At 36.5% G+C, this 14,278-nt stretch carries 13 protein-coding genes; 4 read left to right on the forward strand and 9 right to left on the reverse strand.

Annotated elements, in window-relative coordinates; genetic code table 11:
* Nucleotides 1-139: 139 nt before the first annotated feature.
* The 4 genes from EKM66_RS07690 to EKM66_RS07705 all read right to left on the reverse strand — a co-directional run bounded on the left by EKM66_RS07690 (nt 140) and on the right by EKM66_RS07705 (nt 2,820).
* Entirely contained in the window at nt 140-616 is a 477-nt protein-coding gene (locus tag EKM66_RS07690) for a WxL protein peptidoglycan domain-containing protein (protein WP_125763288.1), read from the reverse strand.
* A 123-nt stretch (nt 617-739) separates the two neighbouring features.
* Nucleotides 740-1,594: a WxL domain-containing protein gene (locus EKM66_RS07695; protein WP_125763290.1), complete on the reverse strand. Its 855-nt coding sequence runs from the start codon at nt 1,592-1,594 to the stop codon at nt 740-742.
* A gap of 139 nt (nt 1,595-1,733) precedes the next feature.
* Nucleotides 1,734-2,168, reverse strand: coding sequence for an LPXTG cell wall anchor domain-containing protein (locus tag EKM66_RS07700; protein ID WP_125763292.1), 435 nt, complete (start codon nt 2,166-2,168; stop codon nt 1,734-1,736).
* A gap of 115 nt (nt 2,169-2,283) precedes the next feature.
* Nucleotides 2,284-2,820, reverse strand: coding sequence for a GNAT family N-acetyltransferase (locus EKM66_RS07705; RefSeq protein ID WP_125763294.1), 537 nt, complete (start codon nt 2,818-2,820; stop codon nt 2,284-2,286).
* A gap of 42 nt (nt 2,821-2,862) precedes the next feature.
* Here EKM66_RS07705 and EKM66_RS07710 point away from each other — a divergent pair, with 42 nt between their 5' ends.
* Both EKM66_RS07710 and EKM66_RS07715 read left to right on the forward strand, forming a co-directional pair.
* Complete coding sequence (locus EKM66_RS07710; protein WP_125763296.1) at nt 2,863-3,186, forward strand: toxin-antitoxin system HicB family antitoxin; 324 nt, start codon at nt 2,863-2,865, stop codon at nt 3,184-3,186.
* A 36-nt stretch (nt 3,187-3,222) separates the two neighbouring features.
* Entirely contained in the window at nt 3,223-4,026 is an 804-nt protein-coding gene (locus EKM66_RS07715) for an SPFH domain-containing protein (RefSeq protein WP_125763298.1), read from the forward strand.
* A gap of 318 nt (nt 4,027-4,344) precedes the next feature.
* Here the strand turns inward: EKM66_RS07715 and EKM66_RS07720 are convergent, their stop codons facing one another.
* A complete protein-coding gene (locus EKM66_RS07720) occupies nt 4,345-4,998 on the reverse strand; it encodes a nitroreductase (RefSeq protein ID WP_164505090.1) in 654 nt (217 codons plus the stop codon).
* A gap of 96 nt (nt 4,999-5,094) precedes the next feature.
* Between EKM66_RS07720 and tpx the strand changes: the two genes are divergently transcribed.
* A complete protein-coding gene (tpx, locus tag EKM66_RS07725; RefSeq protein WP_125763302.1) occupies nt 5,095-5,589 on the forward strand; it encodes a thiol peroxidase in 495 nt (164 codons plus the stop codon).
* A 397-nt stretch (nt 5,590-5,986) separates the two neighbouring features.
* Here tpx and EKM66_RS07730 read toward each other — a convergent pair whose 3' ends face one another.
* On the reverse strand, nt 5,987-6,748 hold the full coding sequence (locus EKM66_RS07730; RefSeq protein ID WP_125763304.1) for a flavodoxin family protein: 762 nt from the start codon (nt 6,746-6,748) through the stop codon (nt 5,987-5,989).
* 118 nt (nt 6,749-6,866) lie between these two features.
* On the opposite strand from EKM66_RS07730, the gene EKM66_RS07735 reads away from it, so the two are divergent.
* Nucleotides 6,867-7,508 (forward strand): SDR family oxidoreductase, encoded by a 642-nt coding sequence (locus tag EKM66_RS07735; RefSeq protein WP_125763306.1) that lies wholly within the window; start codon nt 6,867-6,869, stop codon nt 7,506-7,508.
* A gap of 73 nt (nt 7,509-7,581) precedes the next feature.
* Here EKM66_RS07735 and EKM66_RS07740 read toward each other — a convergent pair whose 3' ends face one another.
* The 3 genes from EKM66_RS07740 to EKM66_RS07750 all read right to left on the reverse strand — a co-directional run bounded on the left by EKM66_RS07740 (nt 7,582) and on the right by EKM66_RS07750 (nt 14,160).
* The gene (locus EKM66_RS07740) at nt 7,582-7,761 is read right to left on the reverse strand and encodes a hypothetical protein (RefSeq protein WP_125763308.1); all 180 of its coding nucleotides are present in this window, start codon (nt 7,759-7,761) and stop codon (nt 7,582-7,584) included.
* 102 nt (nt 7,762-7,863) lie between these two features.
* Complete coding sequence (locus EKM66_RS12925) at nt 7,864-7,962, reverse strand: hypothetical protein (protein ID WP_125763310.1); 99 nt, start codon at nt 7,960-7,962, stop codon at nt 7,864-7,866.
* 261 nt (nt 7,963-8,223) lie between these two features.
* Complete coding sequence (locus EKM66_RS07750) at nt 8,224-14,160, reverse strand: KxYKxGKxW signal peptide domain-containing protein (RefSeq protein ID WP_125763312.1); 5,937 nt, start codon at nt 14,158-14,160, stop codon at nt 8,224-8,226.
* Nucleotides 14,161-14,278: the final 118 nt, after the last annotated feature.

Genomic DNA, 14,278 nt, shown 5'->3' on the forward strand with positions numbered 1-14,278 from the left:
TGGCACCACGGTGATACTGTGTTAAAGTAGATATGCTCATAGTAAATGTCTTCTTTCATGGTCTGTTTAGTCACTACCATTGTAAAACATTTACTATGGGTATTTTTTTTTGATTAGGTGTTCGGATTAATTTTACAATTCACGATGGAGAAACATTAAAGCCCCCCATTAAATATCCTGAATACTTTTCTTTAGGAATCGTAACAGTAAACGTTAGAGTTGCGGTTGTTTTACCAGGAACTGTAAAAGCTGCAGAATTTGGCGATACATATTTACGAGTTTGAACTTTAAGGTTTGGATCACTAACCTTTGTTTTATCATAAGCTAATGCACCATTATCTGTAGTATACGCAGTATTAGCATTTACAAGAAAATTTCTTTTATCAGATGCTTTATTGTAAACACCCAATTTCACTTTAATCTTTTGCCCAGGGTCACCGGTAACAACATACGACCCACCACTTAAATCAACATTATCAGTTGACTCACCAACTGTCTTAAGAGCATACTCTCCAGAAGTTGCGGCTTGCACAGATTTGATTCCAACAGAAAACATAGCTATAAAGGATGCAACCAAAAATACTGGTATCAAAAACTTTTTATATTTACTATTCATAATTATCCTCCCTGAACTACTGATACTAGTTATATAATGACATTTTTTACAAGTAAAAACCACTACTATATTGATAGTAGTGGTTTTTTGTTATTCTATCAACCTAAATGTCTAAAGGAATAATTAGGCACCTTCACCGCCAGTTACAACCTTATCTTGAGGTTTTGCTGTTAAAGTCCATGTGATTACAGAACTTAATGACTTAACTTCTGCCTTTGATCCATCTGTAGCATCCTTTGGAACATATAGACTTGCGTCATCAGGGTTTGTGAACAATGCTGATACTACACCAGTCTTGTATGAGCTCTTTGCAAGATCCATAACATTTCCAGCAGCTCCTGTTGTAATTGCATCACCAGTTGTCTTAAGTGGGTTAACTGGATCTACTGAAACATTGTCATCAGTACCATTCTTTAAATCCATTGCTGATAAGTTTAGTGCATATTTGTCATCTGATTGACCACCAGCAGCGTTTCCATCTTTGTCTTTAAATCCTTGTAATTGAGCTGTAAGAGTAAAACCAGGTGCAGCTGAACGTGATTCAGTTACTTGTAGTAAACCATCTTCATTACCATCAGCACCATCTGTTGTGATTGTACTCTTGTCATTATTTTGTAGCTTAACAGTTGATCCTGCAGCTGCATTACCAAATCCAAAGTTAGGAACTGCATCAAGTGTTAAAATACCTGACATAACTTGAACATTAGCTGTTGATGAAGCTTCTGCAGATCCCATGTTTCCTTCTACACCAGATGCATCATCAAAAGCAATTGCTAACTTAGAATCCTTTGCTCCTAATGTACCTGCATCTTCCATACCACTTGCATCAGTTGTAGTTGACTTTGTAACTGCACCTGTAGTTGGATCCACAACACCTGATGTCTTTGCAGCAAATGCTGTTGTTGCTGGAGCAACCAATCCTAAAATCATACCTGTTGTAGCTAAGCTACCTACTAAAACGTTTTTTGATAATTTCATGTTTATATCCTCCCTGATATAAGAAAATTATTTTTTTTAAGTTCTTCTTGATTACGGTTACTATGTTATCAGATTTTCCGTCCTGTACACTCCATATTTCGTAAAGTGAATTTTCGGAATCTGAACTTTTTTGTAACCCTTAATCAGTGGTGAAACGGTGGTTCTTCTTCATATAAAAAGCGAATAGGCCAATCAGAATCGAGAAGCCCATAATAACATATCCGTACTCGTGCGCGTCTCCCGTTTGCGGATAAGATGACATGTTATTTATGTTTACCGATGGAGTGTAGCTTGTATCTTTTGTTGTAGCACCGGTATTATTACCAGTGTTATCGCTAGATAAAACCACGTCCGCTGTTGAGCCATCAGCCCCGCTCATAGTACCGCTGTCCTTATTAGCGACAACTGCTTCAGATCGGGCAACTGACCCTCCAGAGTTATTAGTAGACTCAGCGATAACATGGTTAACACTGAAACCACCAACAACTCCGAGAACAATTACGGCAATTGCAAAATAACCGACTATTCGCTTTTTTAATGTGAGACTTTTTCTAGTTCTTTGTCTTCTTTTCATATCGACAAACCTCTCATTAAAAATCAGTCTATTATCTCCTTACCGACTACTATATTAGCATGTATATTTCGTCTACAAGTTCGTATTTATTAAGAAATTTTTACAAGAAGTGGAATTATTGTTTAAGCAGATAGTACTTGATGACATTGTCTTCCCCACCGAAGAAGGTGAATTCCTGTTTTACTTCGTAAATATATTTGAAATTATGTTTGACAAGCAGTTTTTGAGGTGCAACATTGCTTTTTTCAGCTGCTGCCCACAGTTCTGTCAGCTCTAATTCATTGAAACTATAGTTAATCATCAAGTCAACAGCCTCACTAGCTAATCCTTGACGACGATATTTTTCTTCTATTATAAAGCCGAGTTCTCTGGTCCTCTCTAATCCACCCGTAACTCCACGCTCATTCAACTCAATAATTCCTACCATTAATGAATTGGGTTTAAGCGCTATACAATATGAGCCCTTGATCTTCATATACCTACTGAATATTTCTTTAGCTTCATTAATATCTGTCGAATATTCCATCCCCGACAGATCATGATTGCTTTTATTCTTAACTAATCTATAGAAGGAATCGAAATCCTTCTCCTCAAAATTCCTAATAATTACATTATTCCCGACTAAGTGCATCTTTTCTTCCTCAATTAACATAATTTATTAACACTAACTATATCAAAGTGATATCATGAAGGCATGGCAGATAAAAAATTCTTGCTACGTCTAGATGAGGATCTCTACAAAAAAATTGCTGCGAAAGCTGAAGCTGATAATCGAAGTGTCAATAAGTATATTGTGCATCTTTTACAACAGAACACAAAAGAAACAACCTTCGAAAATCGGCAATTTGTGGGACATACTATAAAAGGGAGCGACATATTAACAGAAAGTGGATTAGTTCAGGTTAGTGGTATTTACTACCGCTATATCATCGCCGACTCCACCCCAGTGGATCCTGCAGGTTTATACACAATTCTCGGAGCAACAGGCAACATCCTCACCCTTCAGCAAGTTAAATAAAACAAACAACAAATTTAAAAGGATAGGTTAATATATATGTTCGGGATAAAAATCATTCATCAAAATCACAAGGGTCTTGTGGAGTTATTGGGGAAATACCACCACAGCGTTGAAGCGGGTCTACACTTCTACATACCTATAATAGAAAGAATCTACTCAGTCAGTTTGGCTATGAGTCCATTACGACTACCAGATTACGCAATTATCACTAAGGATAATGCCGAAGTCCGTGCCAGTTTGACACTTAACTATCACACAACTGATGCCGTTAAGTACAAGTATGAGAATACTGATTCAGTTGAATCCATGTCACAGCTTGTTCGTGGACACTTACGTGATATTATCGGACGTATGGACTTGAACGAGGCCTTAGGATCAACATCTAAGATCAACCAAGAACTAGCTTCCGCAATTGGTGACCTAACTAATACATACGGAATCAACGTCGATCGTATCAATATCGACGAGTTGAAACCATCCGCTTCAATTCAAGACTCAATGGATAAGCAACTAAAGGCCGACCGTGAACGTGTTGCCGCCATCGCCAAAGCCGAAGGTGAAGCTAAGAGTATCGAACTTACAACCAAAGCTAAGAACGACGCTCTGATTGCGACCGCCAATGCTCAAGCAAAGGCCACACGTACACGTGCTGACGCTGAAAACTACCGTATCTCACAGATGAATGACATACTTAACCAAGCAAAAACAGGATACTTCGAGAACCAAAGTATCGAAGCCTTCAAAGAATTGGCTAACTCACCTACTAATACCGTTGTTGTTTCAGGTGAAAATATCGGTGAATTAGGTAAGATTCCCGTTATCAAGAAAATGATGGAATAATATAGTTTGAACGAAAAAAAGATTGACCAAATTTTAATTGAGGTCAATCTTTTTTATTTGAATTAATTTTAATGTTATTACTTATAGTTAAAAAATATTAGTAGATACGTAACTAAATAGCCAAGTAACCCAGTACGAAAAAGCCGGAGGTAGAAAATAATAATCCAGCTGTGATAGTTATGTAAGGCGGTGTTTGCCATACATAACTGGACGACCTTTGAAATCTGCGGTCTATGCAGAGTTCAAAATCGAAACTTCAGACCGCTCTTCGGCTGAAGTTGGTCCCATAGCGGATCTTCACTTTTAACCGTAGGCCCACTATTTACGAATATCTAGTATATCCGAAACTTCAGCTCGTTCAGTCTTAATACAATTCAACTTACTCTCGTCAGGATATCCCATAGCAATTCCCACAACGATCTCTTGATCATCAGGAATACGCAATTCTTTTTTTAAAATATCAGGATGGGCAACCAAGGCATACGCAGGAATAGTCCCGATACCCCAGCTAGTTGCCGACAGCATCAGAGTTTGACCAAAAGCACCCATATCATAGAACGTGAACTCACTAGCTTGGTTGCTAGTAGTGAGATAGGCAATAACTGGAGCGTGGAACATATCAGCTCTAGCTTCTTGGAATTCCGGCAACTGTGTACCTTCTTCTCCAATTGCTTCTTTAACCGACTCACCCCACTCTTCAATATTGTGCAGTGACAACTCTGAACGGTTAGCACGATGTGGCGTCGTTATATCTGTATGACTAGGCAAATTATTGCTTTGTGCTGTTTTATATTCAGCTTTGATTCGATCCAAGACGTCATCTTTAGCAACGTAGACATGCCATGGCTGAGAGTTCTGCCATGATGGAGCATGACTTGCATCTTTGATTATTTCTTCTATTAAACTGTCTGATACATCTTCGTCGCTAAATGAACGAATCGATCTTCTTTTGTAAATTAAATTCTTCCCCAAAACAATATACCCTTCAATCTTATTTATAGGACTTCAATCCATTTTAAACTATAATGAAACTATTAACAGTAATTTATCGGAAAGGTGTGAATTTTTATGGACTTAGATTTCAAAGGCAAAACAGTTTCTACTATTGGTACTCCTGTCAGTGTAGGTGAACAATTCCCTGACTTCACAGCATTGGACAAGGATGGCAACAAAGTTACACTCGATAGCTTGTTAGACAAGCCATTGTTGATCAGTGTTGTTCCTGATATTGATACTCGTATCTGCAGTCTTCAAACGAAGCACTTCAATACTGAGATCGATGGACATTCTGAAATCAACTTTGTTACTATCTCAAAGAATACTATTGAGGAGCAATCAAACTGGTGCGCAGCCGAAGGTGTTAAGAACATGTTGATGCTCTCTGATGTCAATCATGACTTCGGTGAAAAATCCAAATTATTTATTCCCGATTTAGGTATTCTAGCACGTTCTGTCTGGGTTGTGGACACAAACAAGCAAGTTCTTTATTCAGAGATTCTCAAGGTGCAAGCTACTGAACCTAATTACGATAAGGTATTGGACCAAGTAGACCAAATGAATTAATTCATTGTAATAGTTAAGCCGACTGATTTTTTCAGTCGGCTTTTTTAGTTTGCGTTTTTATTGTCGCTTCCAGTGTTCCTCATTAGATAATAATATGTGATAGCGAGTTAAAGGAGTGGCCTTGACTACGGTTCTTGACGCTGCAATGTTGGTGATCATACAACTTATTGGTATTACTTTGGGATGTTATATTCTCCTAAAGTCAGTAATGTTGCTGACCAAAACATGGCGTGAGTTTAAGAATGCATCAAAAAAGTAGATCGCTGTTAACTTTGGAAGGTTAACGATCTACTAAATCAATAATATATTTAGCCACCACTAGGCTATCAGGAGGGATGCGGATAACATCCCTCTTTTTGTACACTCATAATATAGCACATCCATCATCAAACAACCATTATCTTCTACGATGTTTAACAAATGTAACGAAGTGCAATATCGACCCCAATAATACGAAAAAAATAATCGTGAAACTAATATAATTGGTCCAGAAATTATCGGGCATTAAGTTCTTCAATGGTAACTGAATTCCCATTGTAATCAACGCCATCACGGCAATCATGAAGAATAGCTGAATATATCTTTTCAAGGTAGAATCATCCTTTCGTTTCTTTTGAGAAATCTTGTGGCCGTACTTTGCGCACAATCTCAATTTACTTTCGGGTATTTCTTTCATACCGAATGTTCCTGGCAGAACTATCTCGCCAGTTTTGATGACACCGGCGGCTGACATGACACGATCAATTGTCTTGAAAGTATCATCGGTCACTCCAGTAACGAAGTTCTCAAGTGTCGAGACGTAGCATGATGAAATACTCAAATAATGCTTATTCTTGAATTGGCCTGGAATTGTATCACCATTTTCTTTGAAATAAACAAACTTAGGTCGCATACAATCGAAGAAGTTCTTCAAGACTCCTGACAACTCTCGCCAATATGTTGGTGCTGAGAAGACCCAGACGTCACTTCCAGCTAACTTCTCTGATAATTCATCGAGAACTTCATTCTTCTCATGATATTTATGTGGAGTGATATCGTAATCTTCAAGAAAAATTGTCTCTGTTTCAACGCCAGGATCAACGTTGTCTAATACTGCATCCAACAGCTTGGCATTGATACCGTGTTCTTGATGTGATGCTAGGATTCCTAATATTTTCAATTTAGTCTCCTCCCTGCTTTGCCACTATTATATATACAATACATATCAGTAGCCAAATATAATGAATATTGTTATGGTTACTTATAACAGTAACATATCAAAAGGAGGAATTTTATACATGAAAGTACTAATAATTGGTGCCCATGGTAAAGTAGGACATCTTCTAATTGGCGAATTGCAATCAAACAATATTGATTTTGTCGCTGGCTTGCGTAGTCAGGAACAAATTAACGCCTATCAAGCTAACAACATCCCCACACAATTCATCGACTTAACTGCTTCACTTGAGGATATTGGCAAGTCGATCAAGGATTCTGGGGCAGATGTCATTGTCTTCTCCGCTGGTGCCGGTGGTGCTGGATATGACCTAACTATGGAAATCGACCTTGATGGTGCAATCAAGACTATGATTGCCAGTGAAGCCCTTGGTATCAAGCGCTATGTTATGGTCAGTTCAATCTTCAGTGATGATCGTAGTAAGTGGGCTGCTTCTGGTATCAAGCCTTACATGATTGCTAAGCATTACGCAGATGAACATCTTCGTGGAACTAACCTTGATTACACGATCCTTCACCCAGGCGCCTTAAATAATGATGATTCCGTTGGCAAGATTGATGTGCTTGATCCTGAAAAAGCTGGCTCTATTCCAAGAGTCGACGTTGCTAAGTCATTAGCCGCAATTATTACCAATCCACATACAATTAAGAAGGAATACACAATTATCAGCGGTGATACTGATATTAACAGTGCCTTTAACTAGTTATATTCAAAAAGGAAGCCGATTGGCTTCCTTTTTGTGTACTTATTAATTACGCTCTTGGTTAAAAACAACTTTACAACCTTTTTTTCTTATCATTTGATTCTGAAACTCTAAAATCATATTTTGTAACATTTGTATAATTATCAGAATCCTTTAGTGTGGATAATCTATCATATTCCTTTTCAAACGCTGCTTTAAATTTAGGATTTTTCATTTCTTGCTTAAGAAGATCATCAAATTTATATGTTTCCATTTCTTCTCTCCTTTTCGAGATAACTATCTCTCAATTTTTTAGCATGTTTTAACTCTTTCACAGGTGTTTTCTGAGACTTCTTCGTGAACCCACTAATAATAACTATTCAAAGCTAACCTTTTTAAAATAAATCATTCTCTGAATTCCATCTGATGACGTTGTTCTAATTTCAAATAAATTTTTCTCTAGTTTTTTTACCATTTGTTTTTTTAAAAGCAACTAGCAATCCTTGATCATGTATATATGAAATTCTAGCAAATATATTGGCCCTAACTTCATAATTCAAATCATATAAATATTTTCTTGCTTGCTTCTAGATTATAAATTCTGGTTTTATCATACGATAATACTAAACTAAACAACAATATCCAACCACTGCCAATTTTATATAATCAACTATTAAAAAATAACTACCCATTAAAAATGGAGATGCAACTTGCATCTCCATTTTTATTTTACTATCTAATATGCATCTGAAAACTTAACAAACTTATCCACAGCAACACGATAATACTGCTGTCCATTAATAGTTACGATTCTATCGGCTCTATAGGATGCATTAGCTGGTAAAGTTTCGTTCAGCTTATTTCCACGTTCATCATACACAGGAACAATATTACTATTTGTCCTGACTACTTTGTCCGTGTACTGATATAGATAAACTTGATCAAGTTTTGCGAACTCACTAGTGGCAACACGATAATACTTATTACCATTGATAAGCGCATATCTGTCAGTTACCCATTCACTTGATGGTGCGAGCGAGCGATTCTTGACCGAATCACCGAGATAATTTATCAAATCGCCAATTTGATCATCATAAACTTTGATATATGACTTTTTCATTGGTTCGTAGACGTATACATCACTAGCTTTCGCAAATTCTCCAGTGGCTACACGGTAATATTTCACTCCATTTAGAGTGTATTCTTCATCGCTATACCAACCTGAATTAACTGCTAGAGCACGGTTACGAACTATCTCACCTTTGACATTGTACAAAGTAACGACTTTGGTTGTTGTGGCAACATCTTGCGATTTCTTGACTATTGTTACTATATCAGATTCCCCGTTATTGTTGGACTCGTCTGTATTGGAACCTGTGTTGTTACCAGAATCGTTGTTTTCGTCAGCTTTGTATTGGACATTCAAGTCCATAACATTTCCGGCTTTTGAATCGTCTTCGTTGGTATCTGTCGCAAATAATGCTGACTTCTCATTAGCATCAGTCAAAATAGCTTTTACCAAGTCACTCAAATTTGCGGTGTCTGTTGATAATCCGTAAGTATTTACTAAATCACTCAACTTCTTACCATCAACTGTTGAATTATTCCAATCAACCTTCTTATCAGACAAACCTTTCACATCCGTTGAAGTCTGTCCATACATTGGGACATTTGCTGATACAGTTGTTAAAGGTTTTTTGTTTGAATCAGTTTGATTGATATTCAAAGTTAAGTAATCGCTGATTGTTGGAATGGAGACAGTGTAAGTATCGTTATCAGTCAAAGTGATAGTTGCTGGACTATCTGCTTTGTGACTTGCAACTTTACTATTCAAAGTTCCAGTTTTTACCAATTGAGTAATTGTTGGAAGAGTAACCTTATCCCCAACTCTGCCTGCTTGAGATTTGTCAGAATATATTGTTGTGCCATCACTTGTCACATAGTTAACGGTGTAGTTAACTTTCGGTGCAAGATATGACAAGTTTAAAGTTTCATCAGTAGTTGCTAAATCGTCTGAATCAGAATCTGGTGTTAAGTTCTTGGATTCATTACCTTTGTCGGCAACGTATTTAACCAAATCATCTAATGATTTGACTATTGTATTGCCAATTTTCACATTTGACCAATCGACATCTTGATTTGATAAGGCTGAAACAGTATCTTGAACATCTTTATCAGCAGTATTTCCATATTTTGGAATACTGATTTCTTCAGATTTTCCATTACCGTTGATTGTTAGTTTGTAATAGTCATCTACTTTTGGAACACTGATGTTATAAGTCTTTTGACCAGATACCACTTTCTGCGTCGTATCAACACTACCTGCGGCATAACCTGGTTGAGCATGTGTTTCTAGCGGTGCGACTTCTACTGGATCTCCCACATCACCAGTTTGAGTATCTTTATTTGAATATAGAACTTTTGTTATATCATTTTTAGCGACATAATTGACGGTGTATATAACTTGCTCTTTGTAACCAACATCCAAAGTTTGATTAATAGTTGGTTGAGTATCAGTTGTTGTACTGACATTCTTAGCCAAATTTATGGAATCGACATTTTCTTTATTGATCAAATTTTTAATATAGCTACCTAATGATGTTGGATTACTAATTGTTTCATTATTCAATTTCAAATTACTCAAATCTATATGTTCACTTGATAAACTATCAATAGCTTTTTGAACTGTTGTATCAACGACTGAACCGTATCTTGGAATACTAATACTTGTGGAGAAATCCTTGCCATCCGCATCTTTCCCATTGATTGTTAGTTTGTAATAATCATCAACTGTTGGAACTTGGATATCATAAGTATCTTTATCTGCAATAATATTTGGTACTGCACCTATACTTGTTGCAGCGTATCCAGGTTTAACATTTTTTCCTAGTGGTGTAACTTCTATTGGATCTCCCACATCTCCTGTATGAGTAACTCTATCTGAATACAAAATAGTTGGATTATCATCGGCTGCAACATAATTGACAGTGTATGTGACTTGCTCTTTATAGGCCAAATTAAGTGTTTGATTAGTAGTAGCTGGAGTAGTGTCAGTTGTAGCATTAGCATTCTTAATTAATTCAGCTGAATCAGTATTTTCTTCGGCAATCAAACCTGATACGTAATCTAACAACGACGTTTGATTATCAATTCCCATGCTCTTCCAATCAAGATGATCAGTTGAGAATTTATCGACTGCCGTTTGAATATCACTAGCACTAGCAGAACCGTATCTTGGAACACTGACAGTTTCAGAAACATCAGCACCATTAGAATCTTTTCCTTTAATGGTTAGAGTGTAATAGTCATCAACTGTTGGAACATTAATATCATATGTAATCTTTTCCCCATCTGATTCTGACACTACTTGTGTAGTATCGACATTACCTGCAGCATACCCTGATTTGACTGCATCTGGTCCGAATTTACCTAGAGTCTTAGTCTCAACTGGTTGTCCAACATCACTGGTATGATCCGCTGGATCCTTGTATAATTCACGGACCTTTCCGTCTGCATCTTTGTATACATATCTTACATTGTAGGTTGCTGTTTTAGGTGCATAAACTAAATTGAATGTATACATATAATGATTCTTCTTTGTATCGTACCTTAAATCTATCTTAGCCCTACCCGACTGTCTAAAACTTGTAACTATGGCTAATTCATTAATGAACTTCACAATATTAGCCGCATCTACTGGTATTTTCATAATATTCATGCCATTTGATATAGCGACTGAATCGTAATCATCACCATTAGGAACGGTCACTGTTGATGCATCCAAATCTAATTTATAGTTTTTAACTGCATTTGTATTTAAAACATCATCATCCAATAATACAGTATTTCCATCATATAGAGGAATATGTATATCAAATGCTTCACTATTCGGTATAGGATTTTTTTCTTTATCTTGTTGATTTATCTTAACTTCAGCAAAGTCTTCATCAAGTGTTGCCGGAACAGTAACATAATAATCATGAACATCCTTTTTTAAAATAGTACTACCAGAATTAACATTAACAATATTGGCTGCATATTTTGGTACGACTTTATCCATTTCATTCAAGGTTTGGGGGTGTAGCGTGCTCCCAACATAATCACTCCCAGTATCTGTTATATCATTTGTTTGACCCTCTAATATATAGTGAATCGTATAATTCATTTTTGCTGCATAATTAATATCAAAAGTATAAGTCTTACCAGCATCGGCCGCATTCGTAGTTTCTGATCCAAGGATAGTATTTTTAACAAAATCAGACATATAATCGTTCAGACTTGTTCCATTGGCAACATTATCTAAACTAACTGTTTGTGTAGTTCCATTACTGTTTTTAACTTCATATGATGAATTAGCCCAATCAACTGGTTTGTCTGTAACTTTGCTCGTCCAACCGCTTGTGTCTGTACTTGAATTGTATGGAATATCAAATGAGCTGTCTTGTGAATCGCCTGTACTGGCTGGATCTGTTTCATCAATATTCACGGTTATAGGTGATGGATCATATTTCAAAACTAGATTCATTGAAAATACTGTTCCGTCGTTGTCATGGTCAGTTGCGTGATCACGAGCAAGCGTACGTGACATAATGTAATATTCATCTATTTTGCTATTAATAAATTTGATTGCATCCGACTGATCCGTTATAGAAGAATCTTCTTGTATTAGTGATTGATCTGTACCTTTTGAATCACTGTATGTAGAATCACTTAATCGCAGCTTCCCATTGGAAAACAAATCAGAACTATGAATATCATATATTGAACTATGTCCTGCATATATAGGTATATCTACGTTGACATCATCTTTGATTTTCTTTCCGTTCTTATCTTGTTGTTCAATAGTTGCTTTAAAATATGGCGCAGTAATTTTTGGAATATCGATGGTATACTCTGTTTTTCCCTTAAGTATAGTAAATTTTGCATTTTTAGGCACATAAAGAGAATATCCCGGTACTGACCATCCCTTAGCTGGCTCCATATCAGAATAATGCAGTACAGGCATATCTTCTGATGTAATTATGGTACCAACTGGAGCAATATGGTCATCTGCAATTTCATCCACAAAATTATCTTCAGAACTGGCCCCATCAAAATTATAGTAAAGAAAATAGTGCACATAATTTGAAGGATTAACATCTAATATGTTATTTCCCTTTAGTGCTAAATCATCACTTGTAGAGGTTACATGATCTGCCAGAGCCAATGATTCGGCACTTTTTGACATTACAATTTTTCGAACGAAATCTTTCAAACTCAAATTATCAGGATTACTTACCAAATTTCCAGCTAGAGTTGTATTTGTCCAATCAACCCCGTCATCATCCACTTTATCTAATTCTGATTCAAGTTCATCAGGATTAATTGCACCATACATTGGAACATTGATAGTAGCTAAAGACACACGCCTAGTACCATCTGTATTAGTTTGATCAAGTGTTATACGATAATAATTAAGTTCTGGAACATCAATAACATAAGGCGTTGTTTGATTACTATCTAGATAAATCGAATAATTCCCTGCATCCGCCGCATAGCCAGCACGAAATACACCAAATGTGTTCAAAGAATCATTAATTGCCACATTATCACCTGACATTCCATAACGCTCAGTCGGATCTGAATAAAATATCTCTTGTTCCCTTCCACCTCTAAATTCAATCGTATAGCTAAGTGCATTAGTTTTATATACAACATCAAGCGTAGTTCCTGAAGTTGGTAAACTACCTGGATCAGATACTAAATTACTAATATAAGTTGTTAGTGAATCATCTGATGGTGCTTCCACAACATTTCCGTTTAATTTGGTTTTACTCCAATCAACATCAGTCCATGACAAATTATGAATACTTGAAAAAGTATCAAAATAACTATCTTCGGTTGGTTTTAATGGAACATTAATCTCAGTAGGACTTAGTACTCTACCAGATGCATCTGTTCGGTTGACTGTTAATACTCTGTAATCATTACTAACATCTGATACTGATTTTGTACTAGTAGAATCATCCGTATTTGCTGTTACTGTAGCTTTAGTCGTATCAGAAGCAGTATCAGCTTCAGTGGGTTCCTCTGTCTTAATTTCATCAGCGCTCGGAGTGGCTAAAGAAGCTGGCGTAATTTGTACTTCGGCTTCAGGTTTACTTACAGCTGAACTTTTAACGTAAACATCATAACTATCTTGGCCAGACTTTAAAGTTAAACTAGCAGAAACTGTGCTCAAAGAATTATCTGAATAAACTTCAGTAACGTCATATCCATCTGGAGTTAATCCCATGTCTTGAAGAGATTGAACTGCGACTGATTCTCCATCAGTACCATTCGTACCTGTGACCGTCTTAAGAATTTGACCATCTTGACTTCCGCCAACAGCAACATAATTAATTGTATAGTTGAATGTATCTGCGACATTTGAAGTTTGCTGTAAAGTCTTATCATTATTAGAAAGGTTCGAAGTTGTCCCATCGGCATTTGTTGCAGAATGCGTTGTCGCTGTATCTGTCGCAGTGACCGTATTTGTTGCATCTGCCTTAACAGTATTAAATGTTGAAGTCCCCAATAATACTGCTCCACCTACAAAGGCCAGGGTTGATTTAACAACCCAGTTTTTCCCTGATTTATATAATTTTTTTCTCATTATGGCGTTTGGATCACGCTTTAATTGTTGAAACCTCATGCTATTTCCCCATTCCCCAATATTTTTACCTTAATCATACGCTTACGCCGTATAAAAATGTTTATAAAATATCATATACGAAAAAAGAAGCCCTCTAAAAAGGCTTCTTTTCTCGGTT

Origin of the sequence: Companilactobacillus hulinensis (genome assembly GCF_003946555.1) — a bacterium.
Classification (GTDB): Bacteria; Bacillota; Bacilli; order Lactobacillales; family Lactobacillaceae; genus Companilactobacillus; species Companilactobacillus hulinensis.

Coding starts and splice junctions, on each gene's coding strand:
- EKM66_RS07710 (WP_125763296.1), top strand. CDS start 2,863: ATGGCAGATAAAAAATTCTTGCTACGTCTAGATGAGGATCTCTACAAA.
- EKM66_RS07750 (WP_125763312.1), bottom strand. CDS start 14,160: ATGAGGTTTCAACAATTAAAGCGTGATCCAAACGCCATAATGAGAAAA.
- EKM66_RS07715 (WP_125763298.1), top strand. CDS start 3,223: ATGTTCGGGATAAAAATCATTCATCAAAATCACAAGGGTCTTGTGGAG.
- EKM66_RS07735 (WP_125763306.1), top strand. CDS start 6,867: ATGAAAGTACTAATAATTGGTGCCCATGGTAAAGTAGGACATCTTCTA.
- tpx (WP_125763302.1), top strand. CDS start 5,095: ATGGACTTAGATTTCAAAGGCAAAACAGTTTCTACTATTGGTACTCCT.
- EKM66_RS07695 (WP_125763290.1), bottom strand. CDS start 1,594: ATGAAATTATCAAAAAACGTTTTAGTAGGTAGCTTAGCTACAACAGGT.
- EKM66_RS07690 (WP_125763288.1), bottom strand. CDS start 616: ATGAATAGTAAATATAAAAAGTTTTTGATACCAGTATTTTTGGTTGCA.
- EKM66_RS07705 (WP_125763294.1), bottom strand. CDS start 2,820: ATGTTAATTGAGGAAGAAAAGATGCACTTAGTCGGGAATAATGTAATT.
- EKM66_RS12925 (WP_125763310.1), bottom strand. CDS start 7,962: ATGGTAAAAAAACTAGAGAAAAATTTATTTGAAATTAGAACAACGTCA.
- EKM66_RS07700 (WP_125763292.1), bottom strand. CDS start 2,168: ATGAAAAGAAGACAAAGAACTAGAAAAAGTCTCACATTAAAAAAGCGA.
- EKM66_RS07740 (WP_125763308.1), bottom strand. CDS start 7,761: ATGGAAACATATAAATTTGATGATCTTCTTAAGCAAGAAATGAAAAAT.